This is a genomic window from Pedobacter cryoconitis, from assembly GCF_014200595.1.
Taxonomy (GTDB): Bacteria; Bacteroidota; Bacteroidia; order Sphingobacteriales; family Sphingobacteriaceae; genus Pedobacter; species Pedobacter cryoconitis_C.
Genome location: NZ_JACHCG010000002.1, coordinates 90,339 through 116,760 on the forward strand (window position 1 = coordinate 90,339; position 26,422 = coordinate 116,760).

The following is a 26,422-nucleotide window of genomic DNA, read 5'->3' on the forward strand; positions in this document are numbered from 1 at the left end:
ACTGATTGCGATTGGTTTAACAAGCGAACTTAAATCTGAAATAAATGTATAAATCCTGGTGGAAAATTTTGGGAGCAGTATTGGTAGTTTATTCTACAATAGCTGGCTTCCTGGCGTCAGTTCCTGCTTTACCTATATTGCATCAAACAATCAGAAACCTGTACTTCCATGTTCCGATGTGGTTTAGTATGATCGTTCTTTTTAGTGTTTCTGTATATCACAGTATAAAATATCTGAGCAATAACAATGAAGAACATGATATGAAAGCAGTACAAAGTGTAAATGCTGGAGTATTGTTTGGTATCCTTGGAATTATTACCGGTGCTATCTGGGCGAAATTTACCTGGGGACAAGCCTGGAGTTTTGATGTGAAACAGAACTTTGCTGCGATTGCACTCTTATTGTATTTTGCTTACCTGGTATTGAGAAATGCAATTGATGAAGATCAGAAAAGAGCTAAGATTGCTGCAATCTATAATATTTTTGCCTTCCCGATGATGGTGGTTTTACTTTTTGTATTACCGAGATTATCAGATTCACTGCATCCGGGCAACGGAGGTAATCCCGGGTTTAATGCTTATGACCTTGACAGCCATATGAGAATGGTTTTCTACCCTGCGTGTTTAGGCTGGATATTAATTGGCTACTGGATATATACCTTACTTTTCAGGGTATCTGCTATAGAGAAAAACAAAACAGTATAAAATATAATCTGATGAAAAAACTTATTACTACAGTTCTGATGTTAATGGTTACACTGCAACTTTTTGCACAGGATCAGAGTTCTGCGATCACTGATACACTTGCCGGATCGGAAAAAATCTACGTGGTTGTTGTGTGCGTGGCAGTTATTTTACTGGGACTGCTCTTTTTCCTGTTCTCAATTGATCGCAGATTAAAAAAACTAGAAAAAAAATCTTAAGGTGAAAAATTATTTTTAAGGCCTTTAACACAGGTTTTTGAGTAGTTTTTAAAGAGGTGTTTCACTTACACTAAGCAATTATTAATTTGTATTAATCGTTTTTTTTAGTGCAATTTTGCAGCTATAAGAATAAGAACATAATTCAAATTCATAAAAATCAAATAATGGCTACTACAGCAAACGAGACAAATTTTTTTACAGATGTCTGTAAAAACTTTGATAACGCAGCACAATTCACCGGTCACCCAGAGGGTTTACTTTCCCAAATTAAAGCTTGTAACAGTGTTTATCGTTTCCAGTTTCCAATCCGCAGAGGAAATGGATTCGAAGTAATTGATGCATGGCGTGTTGAACACTCTCACCACATGAGTCCTACCAAAGGAGGGATTCGTTACAGTGAAATGGTTAATGAAGATGAGGTAATGGCATTGGCGGCACTAATGACGTATAAGTGTGCAATCGTGAATGTTCCTTTTGGTGGTGCAAAAGGTGGAATTAAAATTACGCCAAAAAACTATACAACAGGTGAATTGGAAAATATCACCCGTCGCTATACTACAGAATTAATTAAAAAGAATTTCATCGGTCCTGGTATTGACGTTCCTGCTCCTGATTATGGATCCGGAGAACGTGAAATGAGCTGGATTGCTGATACATATATGACAATGAACCCAGGTCAGCTGGATGCGTTAGGTTGTGTTACCGGTAAGCCAATTGCTTTACACGGTATCCGCGGACGTAAAGAAGCTACTGGCCGTGGTGTTGCTTATGCAGTAAGAGAATGTGTAAGAGTAACAGAAGATATGCACAAGATCGGTCTTAAAGCTGGTTTGGATGACAAAAGAGTTATCGTTCAGGGATTAGGAAACGTAGGGTACCACTCTGCAAAATTCCTTACTGAATTTGGTGCTACTATTGTTGGCCTTTGTGAGTTTGAAGGTGCTATTTACAATGAGAACGGACTGAATGTTGATGAAGTGTTCGCACACCGTAAATTAACAGGTTCAATCTTAGGTTTCCCTGGAGCCAAAGAATTTAAAAATTCTATGGAAGGATTAGAGCAGCCATGTGATATCCTTGTTCCTGCGGCATTAGAAAATCAAATCACAGCAGAAAATATCAGAAACATCAAAGCGAAAATTATCGCTGAAGGTGCAAACGGACCATGTACTCCTGAAGCTGAAGAAATCTTCACTGAAATGGGTGGTATTATCATTCCTGATATGTACTGTAACGCAGGTGGTGTAACAGTTTCTTACTTTGAGTGGTTGAAAAACCTTTCTCACGTAGCTTTTGGCCGTATGGAAAAACGTTATGCAGAAAACTCAAATGCTAACCTGATCAATACACTGGAGAGCTTAACAGGTCAGAGTATCCCTGCTGAACATCGCTTAATGATTGTTAAAGGTGCTTCTGAATTAGAATTAGTAAATTCAGGATTAGAAGATACAATGATTCATTCTTACCATGAAATCAGAGAGACTTTAGTTACTAAACCTGGTATCCAGACATTAAGAACTGCTGCTTTTGTTGGTTCAATTGACAAAATCGCTGTTTCTTATATGAACTTAGGTATCTGGCCATAAGCTTTAGTTAAATATATTGGATCCGCAACGTGTAAAACGCTGCGGATTTTTTGTTTACGGTTTATATGACATTCTGATTGAAATCTGCATAACCGGCTTTTCGTATATTGGTGTGGAGGAATGATTCTTATAATCATCCAGCAATGAGAACAGGCATATATCTATTAATGATCAGTTTATTGTTTGTTTCCTGTTCAGACAGGAAGCAGCAGATAGCAAGTAATAACGGGTTCGCCGTTTTACCCATGCGTAAATCAAATGAAGACGTGGCCACTTTTGCAGGAGGGTGTTTCTGGGCAATGCAGGAAAGTATGGTTCAGTTGAAAGGTGTAAATACAGTCATCAGTGGTTATGCCGGTGGCACTACTGTAAATCCTACCTACGAGGATGTTTTGAGTAAAAATACTGGTCACGCGGAATCTGTTCAGGTTTATTATAATCCTGAAGTTATTTCTTACGCACAACTCCTGCATGCTTTTTTCCTTGCACATGATCCTACCGAATTAAACAGACAGGGACCTGATGTAGGAAATGATTACCGTTCGATTGCTTTTTATCGCAGTCCGGAAGAAAGGAAGACAATTGCTAAAGTTATAGCAGAGATGCAGACTGCTAAATACTATCCCGATAGTTTTGTTACAGAACTGGAACCATTTCAGATCTTTTATCCCGCAGAAAGTTCACATCAGGATTATTATGAGCGTAATTTGTGGGATCCTTATATCAGAAGTGTCTCTAAACCAAAAGTGATGCATGTGAGAAAAGAACTGCCGCAATTGATTAAAAACGAGTATCTTAAGTGAATATAAGGTTGCCACTGCAATTACTTTCTCTGGCATAATGTCGTTTATTTGTCAGCCGACTATCAATATTTTGTCATCTAAAGTATTAGCCGCCGTGTAACGGACATTAGGTACTTATATTTTTTATCTTTGTGTACTCTTTTAATGGGTTAGGGGAGGAGGCTCGTGTAATCAAGCTATGTCCTGTTTAAATTGGCGGAGCCAGTTTATGTTTTAACCATGAAAAGGCAGCAAATATATAACGTATAGCTGCAAACATCAATTTTGACAAAAAACGATATATTCTCATGAAAAAAAGTGCAATTATTGGCTTAATTACAATTGCTATCTGTGTGTGTTTCCTGGTCAGCTTAAATGCGGATACCAGTAACTATTCGACCTTTACAGAAGCTGCTAAAGACTCCAGAGAGTTTCACGTAATGGGCCATTGGGCAAAAGAAAAGGGAACTTATTATGATGCCTTAAAAGATGCCAACCATTTCTCTTTCTATATGAAAGATGAAAAAGGTGATATTGAGAAAGTTATTTATAGTGGGACTAAACCACAAGACTTTGAACGTTCTGAAAAACTTGTATTGATCGGTAAGATGAATAAAGGAACTTTCTACGCCTCAAAAATTTTAATGAAATGCCCCTCTAAATATAATAACGACCTAGTAGAGATAAAGCAGGACGGACAGGTTAAACGATACAAATAATTTTAATGGACATACAATTCACAGGAGAAACCCTCCTCCCCGGCAAAGTTGGGCAGTTTTTTATTGTTTTAGCGTTTGCCGCTGCACTACTTTCAACGATTTCTTATTTCTTTGCGACCCGCAATAAAGACCTTGCAGATAAATCCTGGCAACGTTTGGGAAGAATAGCATTCTTAACTAATCTCTTTAGTGTAATTGGAATTGGGGTAACACTGTTTTATCTGATCCTGAATCATTATAACGAATACTATTACGTTTATTCTCACTCTTCAAAAACACTCCCTGTATACTATATTGTTTCTGCATTCTGGGAAGGACAGGAAGGTAGTTTCTGGCTTTGGGCTTTCTGGCAGGCTATTTTAGGAACTATCCTGATCTGGAAAGCAAGAACCTGGGAAAATGGGGTGCTGACTGTTGTTGCTTTTTCACAGGTATTTTTAACTTCTATGTTATTAGGCGTTCAGATTTTCGGTGAACGTATCGGAAGTTCTCCTTTTATCCTGTTAAGAGATGCTGTAAACCTGAAAGAAATGGCTCCGGTAGTATTTGCCGATGCTGAAAACTATAAAAACTATCTGAAGTTTATCACTGACGGAAGAGGTTTAAACCCACTTCTTCAGAACTACTGGATGGTAATTCACCCGCCAACCTTGTTCCTTGGTTTTGCGAGTATGATTGTTCCTTTTGCCTATGTAATCACTGGTTTATGGCAAAAAAGATATAAAGAATGGGTAAAACCTGCTATGCCATGGGCGCTGTTTGCTGTAATGGTTTTAGGAACAGGAATTATCATGGGATCTTTCTGGGCTTATGAAGCACTGAACTTCGGTGGGTTCTGGGCATGGGATCCGGTTGAAAATGCGTCTTTAATTCCATGGTTAACCTTAATTGGTGCAGTCCATGTCATGATTGCTTTCAAAAATACCGGTCATGCTTTCTTTACTTCTATTGCCTTAGTGTTAGTGAGTTTTATCCTGGTATTATATGCTTCTTTCTTAACCAGAAGCGGTATTCTTGGAGAAACATCAGTACACTCTTTTACAGATTTGGGGATGTTTGGTCACCTGATCCTTTACAACGTAGTATTCCTGGCTATTCCGGTAGTCCTGATTATTTTGCGCTGGAAAGAATTGCCGATTACCAATAAAGACGAAGAAACTTATTCAAGAGAATTCTGGATGTTCATCGGTGCGCTTGTCGTAACTGTTGCTTGTATCCAGGTTATTTTTTCTACCTCTGTTCCGGTATTCAATAAAGCTTTCGGAACTAATTTTGCACCACCAATTGATGCGATCAAATATTACAATCAGTGGCAGGCTCCGTTTGCGATCCTGATTACGATGATATCTGGTTTCTCTCAATTCTTAAAATATAAACGTACCGATACGCGTAAATTCTACAGCAGCCTGGTGGCTACACTGATTATTGCAATTGTAGTTACAGCAGGTTTCGTTTATATCACTAACGTATACAATAACCTGATCTATATCCTGCTTTCGTTCAGTTGTATGTTTGCTATTTTATCTAATGCACGTGTACTTACCCAGGGATTCAGTGGTAAAGGTAAATTGGTAGGAGCAGCAGTTGCGCATATTGGATTTGCCTTATTATTAGTAGGAGCACTGGTAGCTGCGGCAACCAGTAAACCTGTCTCTATCAATGCAACAAACTTTATCCCGGTAAAGGATTTCGAAAAAGTAGAAAAGCCAGGTGAGAATATGGTACTGTATAAAAATGAACCAAAGAAAATGGGTCGTTTTACAGTAACTTATACAAATGATACTACAATAGCACCTAATACTTATTATACACTGAACTTTAAAGTGATTGATGAGAAAACAGGTAAGCTTAAAGAAGACTTTAACTTGAACCCACGCGTTCAGATCAATGAGAAAATGGGTCTGATTGCTTCCCCGGATACCAAACATTACCTGACTTACGATGTCTATACGCATATTACCAGTGCCCCTGATAAAAAGGATGCACATGCAGACAGCGATGCACAAAGTGATGAACAGAACTATAAAAAACCAAGAGTTGTTACCGTAAGTACAGGTGACACCTTACATACCAGCAGTGGTATTATCACTGTAAAAGATCTTAACTTCAAACCAACAGCGAAAAGCCTGGCTTTAGCAGAAGGCGATATTGCAGTAGGTCTTCCACTGGAAATCAACCTGAATGGTAAGATTTACAAGACTGAACCAATATTCCTGGTCAAAGGAAATAACACGTTCGATTTTGCACGTAATATCCCTGAGTTAGGCTTAAGAGTGAGATTTACGAAAATACTTCCTGATCAGAAAAAAGTAGAATTGCAAGTGTTTGAAAAACCACAGCAATCTAAAGACTGGGTTGTATTTAAATCTATCGAATTCCCTTATATCAATTTATATTGGGTTGGTTTAATTGTCATGGTAATTGGATTTATAATTTCTATTATCAGAAGACAAAAAGAAATTAAGTCAGTTTAATAAAAAGTATTTTTACCAGGGAAATTTAAACTGACTCTCCATGAATATTGTTTGTATAGGCTCAGGAAATGTGGCTACACATCTCGCAATCGCTTTTAAAGCGATTGGAGCTGATATAGTTCAGATCTGGAGTCAGGATAGCAGAAATGCAGAAATCCTTGCCGCTTTAACTAAAGCAACACCAATCAGCAACTGGGACGATCTGGATCGTTCTGCTGATTGTTATGTGATTGCAGTAAAAGATAGCGCAATCGCATCAGTTGCTGCTCACCTGACAGACGTAAGGGGCATTGTTGTCCATACCTCAGGTGCTACACCAATGAGTGTGCTTTCTGGAGTAAAGAGTGGTTACGGAGTATTATATCCTTTGCAAACCTTCTCTAAATCCAAAGCAGTAGCTATGACCCGTGTGCCTTTATGTATTGAAGCAGACCGGGAAGAGACATTGGAGAAGATTAAGATAATCGCTCAGTTATTAAGCTCAAAGGTTTCCGTAGTTACTTCACAGCAGCGGAGTATTCTGCATGTTGCAGCTGTTTTTGCTTCTAATTTCAGTAATCATCTTTATCAGCTCAGCAGTGAATTACTGGAACAACATCAATTGAACTTTGATTTATTAAAACCACTGATCCTGGAGACTGCCGAAAAAGTGCAATCATCGGCACCAGCTGAAGCACAAACCGGCCCGGCTATCCGTAACGACCAGGAAACTATAAAAAGACACCTTGATTTACTAAGCGGTACACCCGAATTACAGAAAATCTACCAAACGTTAAGTAATAGCATTAAAAAAACTGATCTATAACAGGATTGCGGTTTTTGCTGCTTATTTTTGAGAACAATTATGAATATTTATCAATTAACAGTCAATTTTGAAGAAAAGGGTAAAGCACAAATTCAATTACCAATTGCAGGTGGAGAATCAGTGCTGGAAGTCTGTTTGGATAATGGAATAGATTTACAACACAACTGCGGTGGTGTTTGCGGTTGCAGTACCTGTCACGTATATGTGACTAAGGGAATGGATAACATTCAGGAAATATCTGACAAAGAAGAAGACTTCATTGACAGGGCAGTAAGCCCGAAAATCTCTTCCAGATTAGGTTGCCAGTGTATAGTGATCAACGGAAATATCGAAGTCACTATCCCTAACCAATCAGAATTTTTAGGCCATTAATATTATAAAACAAGAAAACATGCAGGATAAGTTTGCTTTACCAATTCACTGGCAGGATCATGAAGATATTGCGCAGGAATTATATGAAAAGTTTGGAGATGATTTTAATGAATCTAAAATCTACAGAATCAGGTTTACTGAATTAGTGGACTGGGTTCTTTCCTTACCTAATTTCAAAGGTACCAGAGAAGAAAGCAATGAAGGTCACCTGGAGCAAATCCAGTCTGCCTGGGTTTATGAATGGAGAGATAATCAGGACTAGATGTTACTGCAAAAGCTTAAAGGAATTACCACATTTGTTTTTGATGTCGATGGCGTTTTAACCAATGGCGATGTTATTGCTACCGATTCCGGAGAGCTGATGCGTACTTTCAATATTAAAGACGGCTATGCTTTACAGCTGGCCGTTAAAAAAGGATACCATGTGTGTATCATTTCCGGAGGCCGTGGTCAGGCAATGGAAAAACGCTTTGAAGGTCTGGGCATACCAGATGTATTTTTAGGCGTATCTGATAAAGTTGAGGTCTTCAACGATTATCTGGAAATCTATAATATTAAAGCCAGGCAAGTCTTGTATATGGGAGACGATATTCCTGATCTGAATGTGATGAAACTCGTGGGGATACCTACCTGCCCTTCAGATGCCTGTTCAGATATTAAAGCAATCTCCGAATACATTTCGCCTTTTAAAGGAGGTCAGACAGCGGCCAGAGATGTCATCGAAAAGGTCCTGAGAATACAAGGAAAATGGTTTGATGCCAACCCTTCGGCTGCCGATTCCAGTAAATAAGTTACACAACAATTTTAAACCTTCCTTTGACTTTTAACTCTATCTCTAAAAAAGAATAGATATGAAGAAATTATTGATGATTTGCGGAATGTTATTCAGCGTAATAACTTTTGCACATGCACAAGGTGGTGACCGTAACGGAACACCAGAAGAAAGAGCAACAAAATCTACTGCGCAGCTGACTGAGAAATTAACTTTGACTGCCGATCAGCAAACCAAAGTTCACGATATATTGCTGGATCAGAATACACAGATGAACAAAGCACGTGAAGAAGCTGGTGATGATAGAAAAGCGATGCGGACTAAAATGATGACGCTGATGCAAAGTAATAATGAAAAGATCAAAGCTGTTTTAACTGACGATCAAAAGAAAGCTTATGATACGTTTCTGGAAGAAAGAAGAACGGCAATGAAAAACAGAATGGGTGGACAGGGGACTGGTCAGCCGGCAGAGAATAAATAACAAAAATAATAGAAGCGGCTTTGGGCCGCTTTTATTATTTTTGCCCAAAATGTATTCATATGTATAAGCAAACAACTCCTCTTATTCTGGCTTCTAAATCACCCCGCAGACAAGAATTAATGCAATTGATGGGACTTGATTTTAAGGTATTATTAAAAGATGTAGACGAGAGTTATCCTGAACACCTTGCTCCGGAAGCAATTGCCTGTTATATCTCGGAAAAGAAAGCGATGGCATTCGCAGAAGAGCGCTTAACAAGCCTGGTGATTACTGCTGATACTATTGTCGCTTACAATGGGGAGATTCTGGGTAAACCAGCAGACGCACTGCACGCTAAAGTAATGCTTGAAAAACTATCAGGTACCAGCCATCAGGTATATACAGGAGTAAGCCTGGCTTATAAAGACAAGCTTAAAACCTTTTTCGATCAAACAGAAGTGCGTTTCAGAATACTCAGTACAGAAGAAATAGAACATTATATCAATAAATATAATCCACTGGATAAAGCAGGTTCTTATGGTATACAAGACTGGCTGGGCTTTATCGCAGTAGAACGTATTGAAGGTTCCTATACTAATGTAATGGGCTTACCAACAGAGAAACTTTACTTAGAGCTTTCAAACTTCTGATCTTCCCGGATCTTGTATAATACACCCATTTTTAAATCATATGTAGATAAGCTGATTGCTTTTAATCCCGTTTTGTCCAGCACATAATTGGTCAGGATGGCGGCGATGACAATCATATCCACTCTGAGTGGAATCAGATTTGGCATCACAACCCTTTCTGCATGTGCAGAAGCAATCAGCTTTTCAGCAAGGCTGCGATACTGACCGATATCAAATGACGCTGAACTTATTGTTTTCAGGTCAATATCTTCCAGTAACATCGCAGCGAAAGTTTCAAATGCACCTGCTGAACCAACCAGCACCTGCGGCTCATATTGCTGACAAGCCACCAGCAGATCTTTCAGCTCCTGATCAAGATGATTTTGTATAGCTGACTGGTCTTCTTCGCTTATAGGATCGGAATGAAAATAAGCCTGTAATAATCTGGCAGCACCTATATTATAACTTTTCTTCCACAGCGGGCCATGCTGATTACAAATAATGAACTCAGTGCTTCCTCCGCCAATGTCCATAATCAACGATTGTTGATTGATCACCCCTGTTGCTTTTACACCATTGAATATATAAGCAGCCTCTTCCTCCCCACTGATCACTTCAATAGCTATACCCGCTATTCTGAGGGCAGCGATAACAAAATCCTTTCCATTTCCGGCACTGCGTACCGCAGAGGTTGCAGTGGCGCGGACAATAGTAACCTGCTGTGCATCTATTTCTTTTTTAAAGCCTTTTAATGCCGCTATGCCGCGCTCAAAAGCTTCAGGTATAATCAAATTCTCATTGATCCTGCCCTGGCCTAATTGCACCAGTAAATTAGTCTTGTAAATAACCTCCACACCCGCAGGTGTAAGCTCAGCTATTACTAAGTGAAAAGTGTTCGTTCCTAAATCAATAACCGCTGCTTTCATCTGTTTCGTTAATACTGTAATTTAATTCTTGTAACTGAACCATTTGAACATTTCCTTCAAACTGGTTTTTTTGCCATACATTAAGATACCCACTCTGTATATTCTTGAAGCTACCCACACCGTTCCTACAAATCCCGCTATCAATAAGCCCATAGACAAAGCAAGCTGCCAGTCTGGTACACCATAAGGTAACCTGACCATCATTGCAATCGGAGAAGTAAATGGGATCATAGATAACCAGAAAGCAAGCGGGCCATAAGGATCATTCACCACAACGCTCAAAGATAAGGCATAACTTAGTGTGAGCGGCATCATAATAGGCATCACAAACTGCTGCGTCTCTGTTTCACTATCTACTGCCGAACCAATTGCCGCATAAAGGGAACTATAGAATAAATAGCCACCAATAAAAAAGAATACAAAGACCAGCAGGATTTTAGTCAGGTCAAGATTGGCCATGCTTTTTTGAATATAAGCGACCGGGCCATTGTCTGCCCCTTGTTTTCCTATCGAAGCTCCCGTCTTTGCCTGTACAGCGGAAACCGTGTTTTTCTGTAGTTGTTTATCACCCGTAAAGGCTTGAACAGCGACAGTTGAAATCGTTGCCGTCAATAAGATCCAGAGCACAAACTGTGTTAATCCTACCAAAGCGATACCGATGATTTTTCCCATCATCAGCTGAAAAGGCTTGACAGATGAAATCATTACTTCAATAATTCTGCTTGTTTTCTCTTCAATCACACCCCGCATCACCTGGATACCATAAATCAGGATAAAAGTAAACATCAGGATACCAGATGCATAACCAATCACAGTGGTCGCGCCAGCACTGGAATCCTCTTCCTGGCCTGCCTGATTAATCTTCTTATTATCGATGTTGACAGTAGCTTTTAATTTATCAAGATCTTCCTGTGCAATACCACTTTCTTTCAGTTTTTGAATTCTGATCGTATTCTCCACATCATCAACTACTTTTCCATTCATAGAAAAACCAGCCTGTTTAGTTCCTAAAAGTTGTATTCCTGAAGGATTATCCAGGCTAAACTCAGGCAGGTAAAGAATATAATCATAATCTTCATCCTTCAGGCCGGCCTTCATTTCTGCCAATGATTTATGAACATAAACGTAGGTCGTATTCTTAGTAGAAGCGATTTTTTCAGTCAGTGTTTTGTTTTCATTAACGACAGCTATCCTGTTATTGGTCGAAGTTGCTCCCTGAATAGAGAAATAAATGATCATGCCATAAAATCCTGCAACAATAATCGGTGTTAACAGCGTCATGACAATGAATGATTTTTTTCTGACCCGGCTCAGGTATTCTCTTTGTATAATGAGTAAAATCTTGTTCATAACGTTAATTCTTTAGTTTTACCTGGTCAATAAAAATGTCATTCATGGTAGGAATCACTTCGTCTAAACGATGAATATTCACCAGAGGGAGCAAAGCTGATAAGAGCTGATTGGCTGTTTTTCCTGCGCTGATTTGTACCTTAATCCTTGTTTTTCCTTGCAGTATTTCTTTATGCAGTATTTCGAACAGACCAGCTGATAGTTCAACAGGGTACTCACCATCATACTCTACCCAGTACGTATTGTTCCTGTATTGCTCCTTAATATCCGATACCGAACCATCCAGGATCTTTTTAGAACGATGAATCAATGCAATATTGTCACATAATTCTTCTACAGATTCCATCCGGTGCGTAGAGAAAATAAAAGTTGCTCCTTTTTTATTCAATTCCAGAATTTCATTTTTGATAATATCAGCATTGACCGGATCAAACCCAGAAAAAGGTTCATCCAGAATAATCAGTTCAGGTTCGTGTAATACAGTGGCTACAAATTGTACCTTCTGCTGCATCCCCTTACTTAAGTCTTCTACCTTTTTATTCCACCAGCTTCCCATTTCCAGTTTCTCAAACCAGTATCTGACCTTTTTAGTGGCTTCAGCAGTACGCATACCTTTGAGTTTGGCCAGGTACAATACCTGTTCGCCAATCTCCATTTTTTTATATAAACCACGTTCTTCCGGGAGGTATCCTATTCTTGCGATGTGAGAGGAATTGAGGCGTTGCCCGTTAAAAATTACTTCGCCGCTATCTGGTGCAGTAATTTGAGTGATAATTCTGATCAGTGATGTTTTGCCTGCACCATTGGGACCCAGCAGCCCGAAGATTTTGCCCTGCTCCACTTTCAGGCTTACGTCGTCCAGTGCAAGATGCGTAGCATATTGTTTAACAATATTATTTACGTTAAGCATTTAGTCTTTTATTTAGTTCTTAGTTACTCTTTAGACTGAAATCAGACAAAATGTTACAGATTTAGCGTGCTGTATCTGTCAATGCGATCAATTGCTTTGCATTAGTTAATGCCGATGTTCCCCAGGTATTGTTGAAATATACGAATACTTGTTTAGGTCCCTGCAAGATAGATTTAGCGAAGGCAATTATTTCCTGCCCGGTATACAGTGATTTGTATAACACAGGCTTACCATGAAAACGGTAGTAAACAGGATCATTGAATAATACTACCCCATCTGGTAAAGCCGAAGGATAACTTAGTCCGCTGAAGGTCAGATGATGTTTTTTAAATTCGTCCATCACCGTATTGTTCCACCAGCTGATATGTCTGAATTCAACTACATTCTTAAATGCCGGGTTTAGATTTTTCAATAGTAAGGCTAATCTTTCTTCCGTATAAGTGAAAGAAGGAGGAGTTTGAAACAATACGCAGCCCAGTTTCTCCTGGAGACCAGCAGAAATTACCCCGTAAAAATCAGTAACCAGCTTTTCCACCTCATTAAACTTATTATAATGTGTAATTGCCCGGGGTGCCTTAATCGTAAACAGAAAATCAGCGGGGCTGGTTTCATACCAGGTATTAAAGCTTTTCAAAGAAGGCTGTTTGTAAAAAGAAGAATTAATCTCTATCGTATTAAAATGCTGGCAATAATAGCTAAACCATTCTTTTTGAGGAAGACCGGCAGGGTAGAAGACCTCTTTCCATTCTTTGTAATAAAATCCGGAGCAGCCAATTCTCCAGTCTGCTATTGCTATCCCATCCATAAATATTTTTTAGATTAAACAACGGTTACAGGCTAAAGTTTTTTGCATAAAAAAACAGGCTGCATCCTTTCGGATACAGCCTGTTTTAATTTATAATCAAGAATCGGTTACTCGAAATACTCTTTCATTTTTTCAAAGAAACTTTTGTCATTTTTACCTGGCTGAGGTTTGAAATTTGGAGATTCACGTAGTTTCTCCAGCATATTCCGTTCTTCACTGCTCAGGGCTTTAGGCGTCCAGATATTCACATGGATAATCTGATCACCACGGTGATAAGAATTCACTTCAGGAATACCTTTAGCTTTCAGGCGTAATAACTTTCCGCTTTGTGTACCAGGTTCGATTTTGATTTTAGCTTTACCATCAATAGTTGGTACTTCGGCACTGTATCCTAAAGCAGCATCAATGATACTTAAGTGTAAATCATAAACGATATTGTTTCCTTCACGTTTCAATGTTTCATGAGGGATTTCTTCAATCAGGATGATCAGATCACCAGGAATACCACCGTTAGGGGCTGCATTACCTTTTCCGCTCATGCTCAATTGCATACCATCACTTACACCAGCCGGAATGTTGATTGTAATCGTTTCCTCGCCACGAACTGTTCCTTCACCATGACATGATGTACATTTTGAAGTAATCTGTGAGCCGGCACCATTACAAGTCGGGCAGGTAGATGTAGTCTGCATCTGGCCTAAAATGGTATTGGTCACTCTGCGGACAGAACCACTGCCACCACAAGTTTTACAAGTGCTGATAGATGATTTGTCTTTAGCTCCCGAACCATCGCAGGTTTTACAAACAATCTGTTTATTAACCTTTATTTTTTTCTCTGCGCCATGCGCTATTTCTTCAAGGGTAAGTTTGACTTTTATACGAAGGTTAGAGCCTTTAGCTACGCGTCTGCCGCTGCTGCGTTGTTGCTGTCCGCCGAAAAAACTATCGAAAGGACTGCCACCGCCACCGCCGCCACCAAAGATATCGCCAAACTGGCTGAATATATCTTCCATGTTCATGCCGCCGCCGCCATAGCCACCACCGCCACCAGAAGCTCCGCCAACACCTGCATGTCCATAATGGTCATAGCGTTGTTTCTTCTCCGGGTTGCTTAATATCTCGTAAGCCTCAGCAGCTTCCTTAAATTTATCCTCAGCAGTATGGTCATCAGGATTTTTGTCCGGATGGAACTTTATAGCCAGCTTTCTATAAGCTTTTTTGATCTCTTCCGGAGAAGAACCTTTGCTTACACCAAGGATATCGTAATAATCTCTCTTACTCATAATTAACTACCTACAACTACTTTTGCAAAGCGTATAACTTTGTCATTTAAAGTGTATCCTTTTTCTAATTCATCTATAACTTTTCCTTTCAACTCTTCAGTTGGGGCAGGAACTTTAGTGATTGCTTCATGAAGGTCTGTGTCAAAAACAGTATTTGCACATTCCATTTCTTTTAAGCCTTTCTGACTTAAAATGCTTTTCAGTTTGGTATGTACTAACTGAATCCCTTCACGGATTGCAGCCACATCAGTAGCATTTTCAGTTGCTTTATTTGCACGGTCAAAATCGTCCAGCACAGGAAGCATAGAGATAATTACATCCTTACCAGCAGTCTGTAAAAGCTCAACACGTTCTTTTTGTGTACGTCTTTTGAAATTGTCAAACTCAGCAAAAAGGCGAAGATATTTATCATTCAACGCTGCATTATCAAGTTTTAATTGCTCTTCAGCAGAGATTTCCTCTACAGGTTCAGTGATAGTATCCGCATTTGCGTCATCTGTAAGCTCTTTGTTTAACTGCTCTTCAGCAGTATTTTCCGTAATAGGATTTTCTGTATCGTTTGTTTTCTTCTTGCTAAACATGGTATAGTAGAATTTTATGATGCAAACTCAAAAGGTTTGCCAATGAAGTATATCAGCCATGCTGTCAGTTTTGTTTGAACAACACTGTACAGAATGGCTGAAATGAAAATATTTTGTCAGGAATGGTCAGTTTTTTGGAACAGACACTTAGTTAATTGTTGCATCATCATGGACAATACCTGCTTCACATTTGATAATACGTGAAGGCAGGGTACGGATGATATGATAATCATGCGTAGCCATTAATACAGCAGTACCGCTCTGGCTGATTTGTTTCAGCAGCAATACGATTTCTTCGGATGTTTCAGGATCTAAATTCCCTGTAGGCTCATCCGCAAGGATAATATCCGGATTATTTAATAGCGAACGCGCAATAACTACACGCTGCTGTTCACCACCAGAAAGCTCATGCGGCATTTTTCTGATTTTTGAACGCAGACCTACCTTTTCCAGTACATCTTTGATACGTTCTTCGATTAGTTTCTTGTCTTTCCAGCCAGTTGCTTTCAATACAAAATCAAGATTCTTCTCAATTGTACGGTCTGTTAACAATTGGAAATCCTGGAATACGATCCCTAACTTTCTGCGCAGATAAGGAACATCCCGCTCGGCCAGTTTTTTAAGGTCAAAACCTGCAATTTCCCCCTCACCATTACCGATATGAAGTTCACCGTAAATGATTTTCAATAAACTGCTCTTTCCAGATCCCGTCTGTCCGATCAGAAATACAAACTCACCCTTATCTATGTTAAGATTAACATCAGAGAGTACAAGGTGTTTTTGTTGAAATACATCTACGTTCTTTAAATTTATAACTGCGTTTCCTGCCATGTCTTAAATATCTAATTTTGCAATCTGACCAAATGGTAAATCTTTTACCATATCCATAATATAAGGCAACTTGTCACCCAGACCTAATTTTTCCAGAGATTTATCAGGACGGTCTACCCTGAAATAGGCCAGTAAGGTGAATTTATCATCCCTCAGCTGGACGTAATCCGGGATTTTGGCAATACCTTTTACTTTGATTACATACATTTTGTTCAAAAATAGTGTTTCAAAATGATAAAATGAGAGCCTGTTTAAATTTGTAGCTTAAACTTATAACTTATTTAAAAAGTTAATCGTATTCACATTATCCGCATAATCCCATAACTGAGGATGCTGACTTTGTCCAAAAGTTACCGAATCTACATCCAGTTGTACAGCCGTATTGGTGACTACACATTGAATATTGTCCTGCATACCTTTCAGCTTATCGTTTAATTCCTCTATGTTTTTATAGTATTCAAAGTATAAAACAGCAAGCGGAGAAGATAACCCTTCATCTTCTTTTAATAACAAAAAGCCATTGTCAAAATGCTGGACAGTATTGACCAGGTAAATAGATTTGTTATAATCGTAGTTATTATTGTATTTGAAATGATTGATAATATCCTGATACTGTTCCAGCGGTTCAAAGAAGTTTTTAATCTCATAACCTTCAGGAATATAGATTTTGGATACATTTCTGCAACCCAGTCCGAAGTAATCAAAAATATCATGACCTAACTGTCCGATCTCGGCTATACTTTCTTTACCATCCAGTACCGCAACGCTATTCCTGTTTTTTCTGATAATATTAGGCACTTTACCGAAATAGTAATCAAAATATCTGGAGGTATTATTACTTCCGGTTGCAATAATTGCGTCAAAATCTTTCAGCCTTTCTGCATAGACAATTCTATCCGATAAAAGTGGCTCAAATTCAATAAGTTGTTTCAATAAAGCCGGTAATAACTGACTATCAGAAGAGGAAAGTTTGATAATCGCTATATTTCCTGTAGCCAGCACAGATAAAATATCGTGAAAACCTACCAGTGGAATATTCCCTGCAAGGATCAAACCTACTTTTTTAGGATTCTGGCTGACTGTAATTTGTTCAAACCATTTTTCCAGTGCAGGCAAATTCAGCATTTCCTGAAAAGAAGCCAGCGATCTCCGCACTTCAGCCACAGTAAACCAGGCATTATGATTAGGTGCTGAATCGATCGTATTACTAAATTCATCATCCGGGTGATTTAAGAAATCACTTAGTTTATGGAATGCAATAATTAACTTTTCAGCGGTAAGGATTGACATGTTTGAAGTAATTTTAAAGTATAAATGTTATATTTGCAATGCAAAGGTAACTTTAGCAAATAGATTTATACGAAGACATGGCTATTAAAATAACAGACGAATGTATTAATTGCGGAGCATGTGAGCCTGAATGCCCAAATAATGCAATTTATGACGCAGGTACAGCCTGGAGATTTTCTGATGGAACCAACTTAAATGGTATCATTGATTTTGGCGATCAGGAAGTAGATGCTGGCGCGGCTCAGGAAGCAGTTTCTGATGAAGTATATTATATCGTTTCAGATAAATGTACAGAATGTAAAGGGTTTCATGATGAACCTCAATGTGCGGCAGTGTGCCCGGTAGATTGTTGCGTGGACGATGAAGATATCCGTGAAACTGAAGAAGAATTATTAAAGAAAAAAGCCTGGTTACACCAGGAAGACTAGTTCTTTAATATCTATATAACAGAAAAAGAGAAAAGGACGCATATGCGTCCTTTTCTCTTTTTCTGTTATATAGATATTATACCTCTGCCTTGTTCGGAATAATCAATACAGGACAGGCTGATTTTCTGGCCACATGTTCAGCCACACTTCCCATTAAAAAGTGATATAATCCTGTTCTGCCATAAGTTCCGATCACAATCAGATCAGACCCCCATTCGTCAGATTGCTGAATAATTCCATGTGCTGCGGTATCTACTACACTTAGATATGTAGTTTTAATGCCGTTACCATAAGTATCTTCTATTTCTTTCAGCAGCTGATGGCTGTTCTCTTCACTGTTATCATAACTTTCCAGGAAAACAGGAGCCAGTGTAAGATCCTGATTAATAGTGGCTGGCATTGGCTCAATAATATTGACTAAGGCAACCTCAGCATTAAAGGTCTTAGCCAGCTCGTAGCCTGTTTTTGCTGCCTTTTCTGAGCAGGTACTATTATCTACTGCGATTAATATCTTTTGGAGGTTCATAATTTCTGGCGCTAATGAATGTAATACTTGTATAACAAATTTATCAATCAAATGTTTATCCTATCGTTTTGTAAATCGCTATCCTTACTTTTGAGTACTAGATTTCATTATGGAACAGACATTCGCAATTTGCAGGGTAGCCGTAGCACCAATAAGAGCATCATCATCCGATAAAGCCGAAATAACGACGCAATTATTATTTGGAGATCACGTAGAAGTATTGGAAAAAGCTGAGCCCTGGTGGCGGATTCGTAATGGTTATGATGACTACGAAGGCTGGATAGACTTTAAACAGCTTGCAGTACTTACTGAAACTGACTACGAAGCCTGTAAACAACGTATTGCTTTGGTACCGGCAGCAGTTAATAATCAGGTGCTGGCAGCCGATGGAAGTGTCTATTACCTGGCTGCATCGAGCAGTTTGCCAGCTTACAGCAATGGATTCTGCCAACTGGGTAAAGAGAAATTCCAGGTCTTATTTGAACCTCATCAGCCGCCAGTACAAGCAACCGGGGCAATGCTTGCAGATGCTGCTCTTTTCTACCTGAATGCACCGTATTTATGGGGAGGCCGTACCCTGTTCGGTATTGATTGTTCCGGATATGTACAGGCCGTTTTTGCTTTATATGGTATTACCCTTCACAGAGATGCCGCTCAGCAAGCAGAACAAGGAGAAACAGTTAATTTTTTGCCGGAAGCACAAACCGGGGATCTTGCTTTTTTTGATAATGCCGATGGCAAAATCATTCATGTAGGCCTGATGCTCAATGCGAATCAGATTATTCATGCTTCAGGAAAAGTGAGAATTGATCCTATAGATGACCAGGGGATTTATAATCCTGAACTTGGGCGTTATAGCCACAAACTCAGGATTATTAAAAGGTTTATAAATCCCATTCCCACACCATAACTAATTTGTCATCGCCAGTGGTTAATAAATATTTACCATCCAGGCTCCAGATTAGTTTATTGATAGAATGGGTATGTCCGTGTGTGCTCTTTTCAATGCTCAGGATTTTGTATAACCTTAGATCATCACTGCCCCACAGTTTGATACTTTTGTCCTGGCTTACTGTGACAAAATAGGGCAGCGAAGGATGAAATGCAATTCCATAAACACTAAATAGATGTGCTGGAATGGTATGCTGAAGCTGATAATCCGGCAATGACCAGAAATTTAACTGTGCATCTCTTCCTCCGGAAATCAAGTATTTACCATCAGGCGAATACTGGACAGAAGTAACCGGCAAAGTATGCTGCTGCAAGATATGCAGCAAGCTATAATCACTCAAATCATAAATACGGATTGCGCCATCTTTACAACCAAAAGCAACCTGCAAGCCATCTGCACTAACTGCTATCGCTCTGACTGTATCGGCAGAAACCCTGATCCGGTAAAGTAAAGACCAGTCGGTCAATGACCATACCCCAACAGTACCATCTTCACTTGCAGTTAAAAACTCCTGTTTTGACGGGATAGTGACCAGATCAAATACAGGTTTTTCATGTGCCTGAAAGGTGGAGATGATTGTTTGTTTATTTAGGTCAAATATACTGACCTCACCACTTCTCTGACCAACAAAAAGCTGGTCATTGTACTGATGAAGATTATACACAGAAGTTTTTACCGGCATTAAAACCTTCAAAAAGGACATCTTTTTCAATGACCATTCTACCACACCCTTATCATTTCCACCGGTAAAAAAGATACCTGGTTCACTAGAATTGGTTAAAGCATAAACAGGGTTCTGATGACCGCTAAGCGATCTTAAATGTTTCAGCATAATTAACGGTGTCTGCCTTCCAGGTTGACCCCGATATCAGCAAGTGTTTTACCTTTTTCTCTTAATAAGACTAATAAATGGAAAATTAAATCAGAACTCTCATTCACAAAGTCAACATCAGTTTCGTTTAATGCTGCAATTACAGTTTCTACGCCTTCTTCTCCAACTTTCTGTGCAATCTTATTTAATCCCTTTTTGCGGAGCTTGTTCACATACGATTCTTCCGTAGGATGATCATATCTATCGTGAATAATTTTCTCTAGTTCAAAGATGAAATTCTGATTGAAATTAGTTTTAAAACAGCTTCTGCTCCCTGTATGACACGTTGGGCCTACTGGGGTAACTTTAATCAGTATCGTATCTTTATCACAATCAATATGCGTCTCTTTTACATATAAAAAGTTACCGCTTTCTTCTCCTTTAGTCCATAAACGGCTTTTAGAGCGGGAATAAAATGTAACTTTCCCTTCCTGCTGTGTTTTTGACCAGGCTTCCTGGTTCATATAACCCAACATTAACACTTCCAATGTTTGTATATCCTGAATGATTACAGGAACCAATCCATCGGTTTTCTTAAAATCTATAGTCATAACCTAACTGGTATGTTGTGTTTTTTTAATTCGTTTTTCAGGTGGGGGATAGGGATTTCACCGAAATGAAAAACCGAAGCAGCTAAGGCCGCATCCACACCCGTTGTGGTAAAAACTTCTGTGAAATGTTCAACTTTTCCTGCTCCGCCCGAAGCAATAACCGGGATATTGATCATTTTACTGATACTATCCAGTAATTTACAATCGAAACCCTGTTTAGTACCATCATGATCCATCGAAGTTAACAGGATTTCTCCTGCACCCAAATCTTCCGCCTGTTTAATCCAGTGTTCTGTTTCGATCTCTGTAATTAAACGGCCTCCGTTCAAATGCACCATATTTTTGCCTGCAACCAGTTTAGTATCTACTGCAACTACTACGAACTGCACGCCAAATACTTTTGCCAGGTCGGCAATAAGCTGCGGATTTTTAACGGCTGCCGAATTGATACTAATTTTATCAGCACCAGCATTCAATAAAGCTTCTGCATCGGCAATCTCTGTAATTCCTCCACCAATGGTAAAAGGGATATTGAGCTGTCTGGCCACCGACTTCACCATTTCGATCATCGTTTTACGACGCTCATGGGTAGCGGTAATATCCAGGAATACCAATTCATCAGCACCTTGCTGCGCATATTGCCAGGCCAGTTCTACCGGATCTCCGGCATCTTTCAGGTCCACAAAATTAACGCCTTTTACTGTCCGGCCATCTTTGACGTCCAGACATGGGATGATACGTTTGCTTAACATCGATTATAAAGAAGTCAGGGCTTTAAGGTTCCATTCCTTGATTTCTTCAATAGAAATACGGTTTTCATAAATAGCCTTTCCAACTACGCAAGATCTGATTTCAAGCTTTGCCAGTTCTTCAATATCCTCCATTGAGCTGATTCCGCCCGATGCAATCAATTTGATAAACGGAGAATGTTCCAGTAATTTTTTATATAAATCCACAGCAGCACCACCTAATTTACCATCCTTGTTGATATCAGTACAGAGGAATCTGAAAAAGCCTAACTGCAAACATTTATCAACGTAATCCATTAATTTGATAGGTGAACTTTCCATCCATCCAGAATATTTGATTACTTCATCCAATACATCAATCGCAATGACGATACGGTTTGCATAATCATATTTTTTACCAACTTCTTTGCTTAATTCAGCCAGGAAATCAGGATTGGTAATCGCTTGTGTACCGACAATAACCCTGTGAATACCTGCATCAAGCAGATTAGTCACTTGTTCAATGGTACGGATACCGCCGCCGTACTGCACACGCATCTCAGTTTTTTTGATAATATCAAAAAGCTCAGCTTGATTACTAAAATCTCCTTTAGCACCATTTAAATCAATAATATGTATGAATTCAGTACCGTTAGACTTATAAGTCTCAATCATTTCAGCAATTGATACATCATATACTGTCTTCTGGTTATAGTCACCTTCTCTGAGGCGGACAACTTTACCATCTAAAATATCTATAGCGGGGATAATGTACATCTTATTGTTTTAAGTTAGAAAAGTTCAATAATAATTGTTCGCCTGCGGCGCCCGATTTTTCAGGATGGAATTGTACCCCGTAAAAATTGTCTTTTTGTATAGCTGCTGAATATTTCAGGCCATACTGCGCCGTCGCTATTTCAAAAATAGCGTTATATTCAATAAAGTACGAATGCACAAAGTAAAATTGTGTCTGATTTTCAACACCTTCGAATAGTAAATTGTTTTTAATCTCTATATTATTCCATCCCATATGCGGGATTTTAATACCCAGATCCTTATCAAATAGTTTCGTTTCCAGTGGTATAATATTCATCAGCTGCGCGTCACCTTCCTGTGAATGTGCCGTGAGCAACTGCATCCCTACACAAATCCCTAAAACAGGTTTTTTAAGTTGTCTGATGGACTCTACCAGTCCGGTTTGGTTCAGCTTCTCCATCGCAGCCCCTGCATGTCCTACACCAGGAATGATAATATGAGAATACTGATCAAAATCATGTTCCGTATTAATCATGCCATAACTGAGCCCCAGTCTGGATAAAGCAGAAGTCAGAGAAAAGATATTTCCTGCACCGTAATTAACGATTCCTATCATTTTATAACATTCCTTTGGTACTCGGTAAAACTAATTTTTCAGCATCTCTTTTGATAGCCATTTTAATCGCTTTTGCGAAAGCCTTAAAGATAGCTTCAATTTTATGGTGTTCGTTGTCACCCTCAGCTTTAATATTGAGGTTACATTTTGCCGCATCACTGAAAGATTTAAAGAAGTGATAAAACATTTCTGTTGGTACATCGCCTACTTTTTCTCTTTTAAATTCTGCGTCCCACACAATCCAGTTCCTGCCCCCGAAATCAATAGCTACCTGCGCCAGGCAGTCATCCATCGGTAAACAGAAACCATAACGTTCCAGTCCCAGTTTATTGCCTATAGCTTTGGCAAAAGCCTCACCCAATGCAATTCCCGTATCTTCAACAGTGTGGTGCTCATCAATATGTAAATCACCTTTGGCACTGATATTTAAATCTATTCCTCCATGACGTGCAATTTGATCGAGCATGTGGTTAAAGAAATTCAACCCGGTTTCTATCTTCGCTTTTCCTGTACCGTCCAGGTTAATTTCAATGTCTATATCCGTTTCGTTGGTCTTTCTGATATGATGAAATTGTCTGCTTCCTGCACTTAAAAAAGTGTAGATATCCACCCAGTTTTGTGTTTGCAAAGCAATTACCTCAGTCAAAGTCTCTGCTTTATCCAGCATTTCTGCTGATCCTAGTAAATCATTATTCCTTAACCAGATTGCTTTTGCACCCAGGTTTTTAGCCAGCACGACATCATTAATCCGGTCGCCAATCACAAAAGAACCTGCCAGATCATATTCACCGGTCAAAAAATGCTGTAACAAACCTGTATTTGGCTTGCGGGTAGGTGCATTTTCATGTGCAAAGGTCTTATCGATAATAACCTCAGAAAATACTACCCCTTCACCTTCAAAAGTATCCAGAATAAAATTGTGTACCGGCCAGAAATTTGGCTCAGGATGGGAATCAGTACCCAGGCCGTCCTGATTGGTCACCATAACCAATTCGAAATCCAGTTCTGCGGCTATTTTAGCCATATAGTACAAAGATTTCGGATAGAATTTAAGCTTTGAAAATGAATCTATTTGTTCATCTTCTGGTTCAGTGATCAGTGTACCATCACGGTCTATGAAAAGTATCTTCTTCATGCTTAGTTAGTTAACGATTTTAAAGCGGATATTAGTATTTCGTTTTCTGAAGGAGTACCTACAGTAATTCTTAAACAGCCCTCACAAAGGGTTACTTTTGCACGGTTACGAACAATAATGCCACGGTCTACCAAAGCATCATACGTACCATTGGCATCAGCTACTTCGGCCAGGATAAAGTTTGCATCAGAAGGATAAACCTTTTTGACCATTGGTAAATCCAGCAGTAATTTTGCTAAATGTTCCCTTTCCGCTACTGTAGTCTTGATCCAGTCATTTACCTGTCCGATATTTTGAAGGGCAGCTAAAGCAAGATCCTGTGTCGATTGGCTGATATTGTAAGGTGCTTTAACCTTATTTAGAATATCGATGATAATGCTCGATGCAAAAGCCATCCCCAAACGTAATCCTGCAAGTCCCCAGGCTTTCGAAAAAGTCTGTAAAACGACAAGGTGCGGGTATTCGGTTAATTCCTGTATGAAGGTACGTTGTTTTGCGAAATTGATATAAGCCTCATCAATCACAACCAGCCCATTAAAATTGGCCAGTATGGTTTCTATATCCGTGCGGATGATAGAATTTCCAGTCGGGTTGTTAGGAGAGCAGATAAAGATCAGCTTCGTATTTGCATCAATCGCCTCCGCTATTCCTTCCAGATCTAACTGGAAATTTGGCAATAAATTAACTTTACGGATTTCTACATCATTAATATTTGCAGAAACCTCATACATCCCGTAAGTAGGCGGAAGGATGATCACATTGTCTTTTCCCGGGTTACAAAAAGCGCGGAATAAAAGATCTATAGCTTCATCGCTGCCATTTCCAAGGAAAGTATTTTCAATCGGAACACCTTTTATTTTACTCAGTGCGTCTTTAAGGTCCAGTTGCAAAGGATCAGGATAGCGGTTAAAGTTTTCTGGTAGCGGTGAGCCGTAACTATTTTCATTTGCATCTAAAAACACACTCGCCTGACCTTTATACTCGTCTCTTGCTGTAGAATAGGGGCGAAGGGTTTTGATGTTTTCGCGTTGTAGGTTTTTAATATCCATCTGATGATTTTAAACGAATGGTGATTGCATTTTTGTGTGCCTGAAGCCCTTCTGCGGCCGCAAGAATTTCTACAGTCGGACCAATGGCCTTCAAGCCTTCAGGACTGATCTGCTGAAAAGTAATTTTTTTAATAAAAGAATCGATTGAAACACCTGAATAGGCTTTGGCGAAACCACTGGTTGGTAAAGTATGGTTTGTACCTGAGGCATAATCCCCGGCACTTTCAGGAGTCAGGTTACCCAGAAATACAGAACCTGCATTAATAATTAGCGGGATCAGTTCCTGAAAGGAATCTGTAGCCAGAATTAAGTGTTCGGGCGCATAAGTATTACTGAAAGCCATGGCCTGCGTTTTATCTGCTACCAGCACGGCATAAGAATTGGCAATAGCCTGCGCAGCAATGTCCCTTCTTGGCAGATCATTTAACTGTATTTCAATTTGATTCAACGTGTCAGTGATCAGCATTTCTGACGTAGAGATCAGGATAGCCTGACTATCAGTACCATGTTCTGCCTGTGCTAAAAGATCGGAAGCAACAAAAGAAGGATTGGCAGTTTCATCGGCAAAAACCAATACTTCCGAAGGGCCTGCCGGCATGTCAATTGCGGTGATGCCTGAAGCCAGTACCTGCTGTTTTGCCTGGGTCACATAACGGTTTCCAGGGCCAAAAATCTTATAAACTTTAGGTACGGTTGCTGTGCCGAAAGCCATCGCTGCAATAGCCTGTGCACCACCTGCCAGGTAGATCTTTTCTATCCCTAAAAGCTGTGCACAATAAGCCAGGTAGCAATTGGTTTTTCCATCTTTTTGCGGAGGAGAGCAAACTACAATTTCCTGACAGCCTGCCAAAGTTGCTGGTGTGGCCAGCATTAAAAAAGTACTTGGTAAAACTGCTGTCCCACCTGGAATATACAATCCTACCCGTTCTATTGCCCTGGACTCGCGCCAGCAGGAAACTCCCGGCATAGTTTCAACTTTAGCTTCTTTGTAAAGCTGTGCTGCATGGAACTTTTTGATGTTCGCATAAGCCGTATCAATAGCAGATTTTGCTTCGGCAGGAATGGTAGAGGCAATCTTTCCGATCTCTTCTTTTTCAATGAAAAGCTGATCCAGATTTACCTTGTCAAATTGTAAGGCGTAGTTCTTTAAGGCTTTATCCCCATCTGCTTTCACCTGTGCAATGATCTCTTTTACCCTTTCTGCAATACTCGCATCGTCAGCTAGTTGTCTCAAACAGAGTTCTTCAATATTCTGTTCAGATAAATCAGTATACTTATAGAGTTTCAATGTCTTATATTTTTGTGTTAACTAA

At 39.4% G+C, this 26,422-nt stretch carries 32 protein-coding genes; 14 read left to right on the top strand and 18 right to left on the bottom strand.

Going from position 1 to position 26,422, the window contains the following annotated elements:
- The first annotated feature begins 44 nt into the window (after nucleotides 1-44).
- The 12 genes from ccsA to HDE70_RS14325 all read left to right on the top strand — a co-directional run bounded on the left by ccsA (nucleotide 45) and on the right by HDE70_RS14325 (nucleotide 9,542).
- The gene (gene ccsA, locus HDE70_RS14270; RefSeq protein WP_183869489.1) at nucleotides 45-704 is read left to right on the top strand and encodes a cytochrome c biogenesis protein CcsA; all 660 of its coding nucleotides are present in this window, start codon (nucleotides 45-47) and stop codon (nucleotides 702-704) included.
- An 11-nt stretch (nucleotides 705-715) separates the two neighbouring features.
- Complete coding sequence (locus HDE70_RS14275; protein WP_183869488.1) at nucleotides 716-922, top strand: CcmD family protein; 207 nt, start codon at nucleotides 716-718, stop codon at nucleotides 920-922.
- 164 nt (nucleotides 923-1,086) lie between these two features.
- Nucleotides 1,087-2,508 carry a Glu/Leu/Phe/Val family dehydrogenase gene (locus HDE70_RS14280; RefSeq protein WP_068395140.1) on the top strand — a complete coding sequence of 474 codons (1,422 nt, stop codon included), beginning with the start codon at nucleotides 1,087-1,089 and terminating at the stop codon, nucleotides 2,506-2,508.
- Between the two features lie 143 nt (nucleotides 2,509-2,651).
- On the top strand, nucleotides 2,652-3,311 hold the full coding sequence (msrA, locus tag HDE70_RS14285; RefSeq protein ID WP_183891043.1) for a peptide-methionine (S)-S-oxide reductase MsrA: 660 nt from the start codon (nucleotides 2,652-2,654) through the stop codon (nucleotides 3,309-3,311).
- A 287-nt stretch (nucleotides 3,312-3,598) separates the two neighbouring features.
- Nucleotides 3,599-4,009 carry a cytochrome c maturation protein CcmE gene (locus tag HDE70_RS14290; RefSeq protein WP_183869486.1) on the top strand — a complete coding sequence of 137 codons (411 nt, stop codon included), beginning with the start codon at nucleotides 3,599-3,601 and terminating at the stop codon, nucleotides 4,007-4,009.
- Between the two features lie 5 nt (nucleotides 4,010-4,014).
- Nucleotides 4,015-6,483, top strand: a complete 2,469-nt coding sequence (locus HDE70_RS14295; RefSeq protein ID WP_183869485.1) for a heme lyase CcmF/NrfE family subunit — start codon at nucleotides 4,015-4,017, stop codon at nucleotides 6,481-6,483.
- 40 nt (nucleotides 6,484-6,523) lie between these two features.
- Complete coding sequence (locus HDE70_RS14300; RefSeq protein ID WP_183891044.1) at nucleotides 6,524-7,288, top strand: Rossmann-like and DUF2520 domain-containing protein; 765 nt, start codon at nucleotides 6,524-6,526, stop codon at nucleotides 7,286-7,288.
- 39 nt (nucleotides 7,289-7,327) lie between these two features.
- Nucleotides 7,328-7,660: a 2Fe-2S iron-sulfur cluster-binding protein gene (locus tag HDE70_RS14305; protein ID WP_068395147.1), complete on the top strand. Its 333-nt coding sequence runs from the start codon at nucleotides 7,328-7,330 to the stop codon at nucleotides 7,658-7,660.
- A 19-nt stretch (nucleotides 7,661-7,679) separates the two neighbouring features.
- Nucleotides 7,680-7,922 (top strand): Fe-S cluster assembly protein IscX, encoded by a 243-nt coding sequence (gene iscX, locus HDE70_RS14310; protein ID WP_183869483.1) that lies wholly within the window; start codon nucleotides 7,680-7,682, stop codon nucleotides 7,920-7,922.
- Complete coding sequence (locus HDE70_RS14315) at nucleotides 7,923-8,450, top strand: KdsC family phosphatase (RefSeq protein WP_183869482.1); 528 nt, start codon at nucleotides 7,923-7,925, stop codon at nucleotides 8,448-8,450.
- 61 nt (nucleotides 8,451-8,511) lie between these two features.
- On the top strand, nucleotides 8,512-8,913 hold the full coding sequence (locus tag HDE70_RS14320; RefSeq protein ID WP_183869481.1) for a hypothetical protein: 402 nt from the start codon (nucleotides 8,512-8,514) through the stop codon (nucleotides 8,911-8,913).
- A gap of 59 nt (nucleotides 8,914-8,972) precedes the next feature.
- Nucleotides 8,973-9,542: a Maf family protein gene (locus tag HDE70_RS14325; RefSeq protein WP_183891045.1), complete on the top strand. Its 570-nt coding sequence runs from the start codon at nucleotides 8,973-8,975 to the stop codon at nucleotides 9,540-9,542.
- Here HDE70_RS14325 and HDE70_RS14330 read toward each other — a convergent pair.
- From HDE70_RS14330 to HDE70_RS14370, 9 genes are all read right to left on the bottom strand, one after another.
- Entirely contained in the window at nucleotides 9,518-10,447 is a 930-nt protein-coding gene (locus HDE70_RS14330) for an exopolyphosphatase (protein WP_183891046.1), read from the bottom strand. The two genes, HDE70_RS14325 and HDE70_RS14330, sit on opposite strands and share 25 nt — an antisense overlap.
- Before the next feature lie 21 nt (nucleotides 10,448-10,468).
- Nucleotides 10,469-11,797 carry an ABC transporter permease gene (locus HDE70_RS14335; RefSeq protein WP_183891047.1) on the bottom strand — a complete coding sequence of 443 codons (1,329 nt, stop codon included), beginning with the start codon at nucleotides 11,795-11,797 and terminating at the stop codon, nucleotides 10,469-10,471.
- 4 nt (nucleotides 11,798-11,801) lie between these two features.
- Nucleotides 11,802-12,707, bottom strand: a complete 906-nt coding sequence (locus HDE70_RS14340; protein ID WP_183891048.1) for an ABC transporter ATP-binding protein — start codon at nucleotides 12,705-12,707, stop codon at nucleotides 11,802-11,804.
- A 61-nt stretch (nucleotides 12,708-12,768) separates the two neighbouring features.
- Nucleotides 12,769-13,512 (bottom strand): DUF72 domain-containing protein, encoded by a 744-nt coding sequence (locus tag HDE70_RS14345; protein WP_221302078.1) that lies wholly within the window; start codon nucleotides 13,510-13,512, stop codon nucleotides 12,769-12,771.
- A gap of 107 nt (nucleotides 13,513-13,619) precedes the next feature.
- Nucleotides 13,620-14,795: a molecular chaperone DnaJ gene (gene dnaJ, locus HDE70_RS14350; RefSeq protein WP_183869476.1), complete on the bottom strand. Its 1,176-nt coding sequence runs from the start codon at nucleotides 14,793-14,795 to the stop codon at nucleotides 13,620-13,622.
- 2 nt (nucleotides 14,796-14,797) lie between these two features.
- Nucleotides 14,798-15,376 (bottom strand): nucleotide exchange factor GrpE, encoded by a 579-nt coding sequence (locus HDE70_RS14355; RefSeq protein ID WP_183869475.1) that lies wholly within the window; start codon nucleotides 15,374-15,376, stop codon nucleotides 14,798-14,800.
- Nucleotides 15,377-15,523: 147 nt separating this feature from the next.
- Nucleotides 15,524-16,207, bottom strand: a complete 684-nt coding sequence (locus HDE70_RS14360) for a cell division ATP-binding protein FtsE (protein WP_068395170.1) — start codon at nucleotides 16,205-16,207, stop codon at nucleotides 15,524-15,526.
- Nucleotides 16,208-16,210: 3 nt separating this feature from the next.
- The gene (locus tag HDE70_RS14365) at nucleotides 16,211-16,414 is read right to left on the bottom strand and encodes a fructose-6-phosphate aldolase (protein WP_068395172.1); all 204 of its coding nucleotides are present in this window, start codon (nucleotides 16,412-16,414) and stop codon (nucleotides 16,211-16,213) included.
- 63 nt (nucleotides 16,415-16,477) lie between these two features.
- Entirely contained in the window at nucleotides 16,478-17,497 is a 1,020-nt protein-coding gene (locus HDE70_RS14370; protein ID WP_183869473.1) for an acyl-CoA reductase, read from the bottom strand.
- 77 nt (nucleotides 17,498-17,574) lie between these two features.
- Here HDE70_RS14370 and HDE70_RS14375 point away from each other — a divergent pair, with 77 nt between their 5' ends.
- Entirely contained in the window at nucleotides 17,575-17,925 is a 351-nt protein-coding gene (locus HDE70_RS14375; protein WP_183869472.1) for a 4Fe-4S dicluster domain-containing protein, read from the top strand.
- Between the two features lie 76 nt (nucleotides 17,926-18,001).
- Here the strand turns inward: HDE70_RS14375 and HDE70_RS14380 are convergent, their stop codons facing one another.
- Nucleotides 18,002-18,451, bottom strand: coding sequence for a universal stress protein (locus tag HDE70_RS14380; protein ID WP_183869471.1), 450 nt, complete (start codon nucleotides 18,449-18,451; stop codon nucleotides 18,002-18,004).
- 109 nt (nucleotides 18,452-18,560) lie between these two features.
- On the opposite strand from HDE70_RS14380, the gene HDE70_RS14385 reads away from it, so the two are divergent.
- Nucleotides 18,561-19,361 (top strand): C40 family peptidase, encoded by an 801-nt coding sequence (locus tag HDE70_RS14385; RefSeq protein WP_183869470.1) that lies wholly within the window; start codon nucleotides 18,561-18,563, stop codon nucleotides 19,359-19,361.
- Here HDE70_RS14385 and HDE70_RS14390 read toward each other — a convergent pair.
- The 8 genes from HDE70_RS14390 to hisD are packed head-to-tail and all read right to left on the bottom strand — an operon-like array spanning nucleotide 19,336 to nucleotide 26,397.
- Nucleotides 19,336-20,235, bottom strand: coding sequence for a WD40 repeat domain-containing protein (locus HDE70_RS14390; protein WP_183891049.1), 900 nt, complete (start codon nucleotides 20,233-20,235; stop codon nucleotides 19,336-19,338). The two genes, HDE70_RS14385 and HDE70_RS14390, sit on opposite strands and share 26 nt — an antisense overlap.
- Nucleotides 20,236-20,237: 2 nt before the next feature.
- Nucleotides 20,238-20,825 carry a bifunctional phosphoribosyl-AMP cyclohydrolase/phosphoribosyl-ATP diphosphatase HisIE gene (hisIE, locus tag HDE70_RS14395; RefSeq protein ID WP_183891050.1) on the bottom strand — a complete coding sequence of 196 codons (588 nt, stop codon included), beginning with the start codon at nucleotides 20,823-20,825 and terminating at the stop codon, nucleotides 20,238-20,240.
- The gene (gene hisF / locus HDE70_RS14400; RefSeq protein WP_183869467.1) at nucleotides 20,822-21,577 is read right to left on the bottom strand and encodes an imidazole glycerol phosphate synthase subunit HisF; all 756 of its coding nucleotides are present in this window, start codon (nucleotides 21,575-21,577) and stop codon (nucleotides 20,822-20,824) included. Before hisF ends, hisIE begins: the two co-directional genes overlap by 4 nt.
- 3 nt (nucleotides 21,578-21,580) lie before the next feature.
- Nucleotides 21,581-22,330: a 1-(5-phosphoribosyl)-5-[(5-phosphoribosylamino)methylideneamino]imidazole-4-carboxamide isomerase gene (gene hisA / locus HDE70_RS14405; RefSeq protein ID WP_183869466.1), complete on the bottom strand. Its 750-nt coding sequence runs from the start codon at nucleotides 22,328-22,330 to the stop codon at nucleotides 21,581-21,583.
- A gap of 1 nt (nucleotide 22,331) precedes the next feature.
- Nucleotides 22,332-22,925, bottom strand: coding sequence for an imidazole glycerol phosphate synthase subunit HisH (gene hisH, locus HDE70_RS14410; RefSeq protein WP_183891051.1), 594 nt, complete (start codon nucleotides 22,923-22,925; stop codon nucleotides 22,332-22,334).
- A gap of 1 nt (nucleotide 22,926) precedes the next feature.
- Nucleotides 22,927-24,060: a bifunctional histidinol-phosphatase/imidazoleglycerol-phosphate dehydratase HisB gene (gene hisB, locus HDE70_RS14415; RefSeq protein ID WP_183891052.1), complete on the bottom strand. Its 1,134-nt coding sequence runs from the start codon at nucleotides 24,058-24,060 to the stop codon at nucleotides 22,927-22,929.
- A gap of 2 nt (nucleotides 24,061-24,062) precedes the next feature.
- Nucleotides 24,063-25,109, bottom strand: coding sequence for a histidinol-phosphate transaminase (gene hisC / locus HDE70_RS14420; protein WP_183869463.1), 1,047 nt, complete (start codon nucleotides 25,107-25,109; stop codon nucleotides 24,063-24,065).
- Nucleotides 25,099-26,397, bottom strand: a complete 1,299-nt coding sequence (gene hisD / locus HDE70_RS14425; RefSeq protein WP_183891053.1) for a histidinol dehydrogenase — start codon at nucleotides 26,395-26,397, stop codon at nucleotides 25,099-25,101. Before hisD ends, hisC begins: the two co-directional genes overlap by 11 nt.
- Nucleotides 26,398-26,422 lie beyond the last annotated feature (25 nt).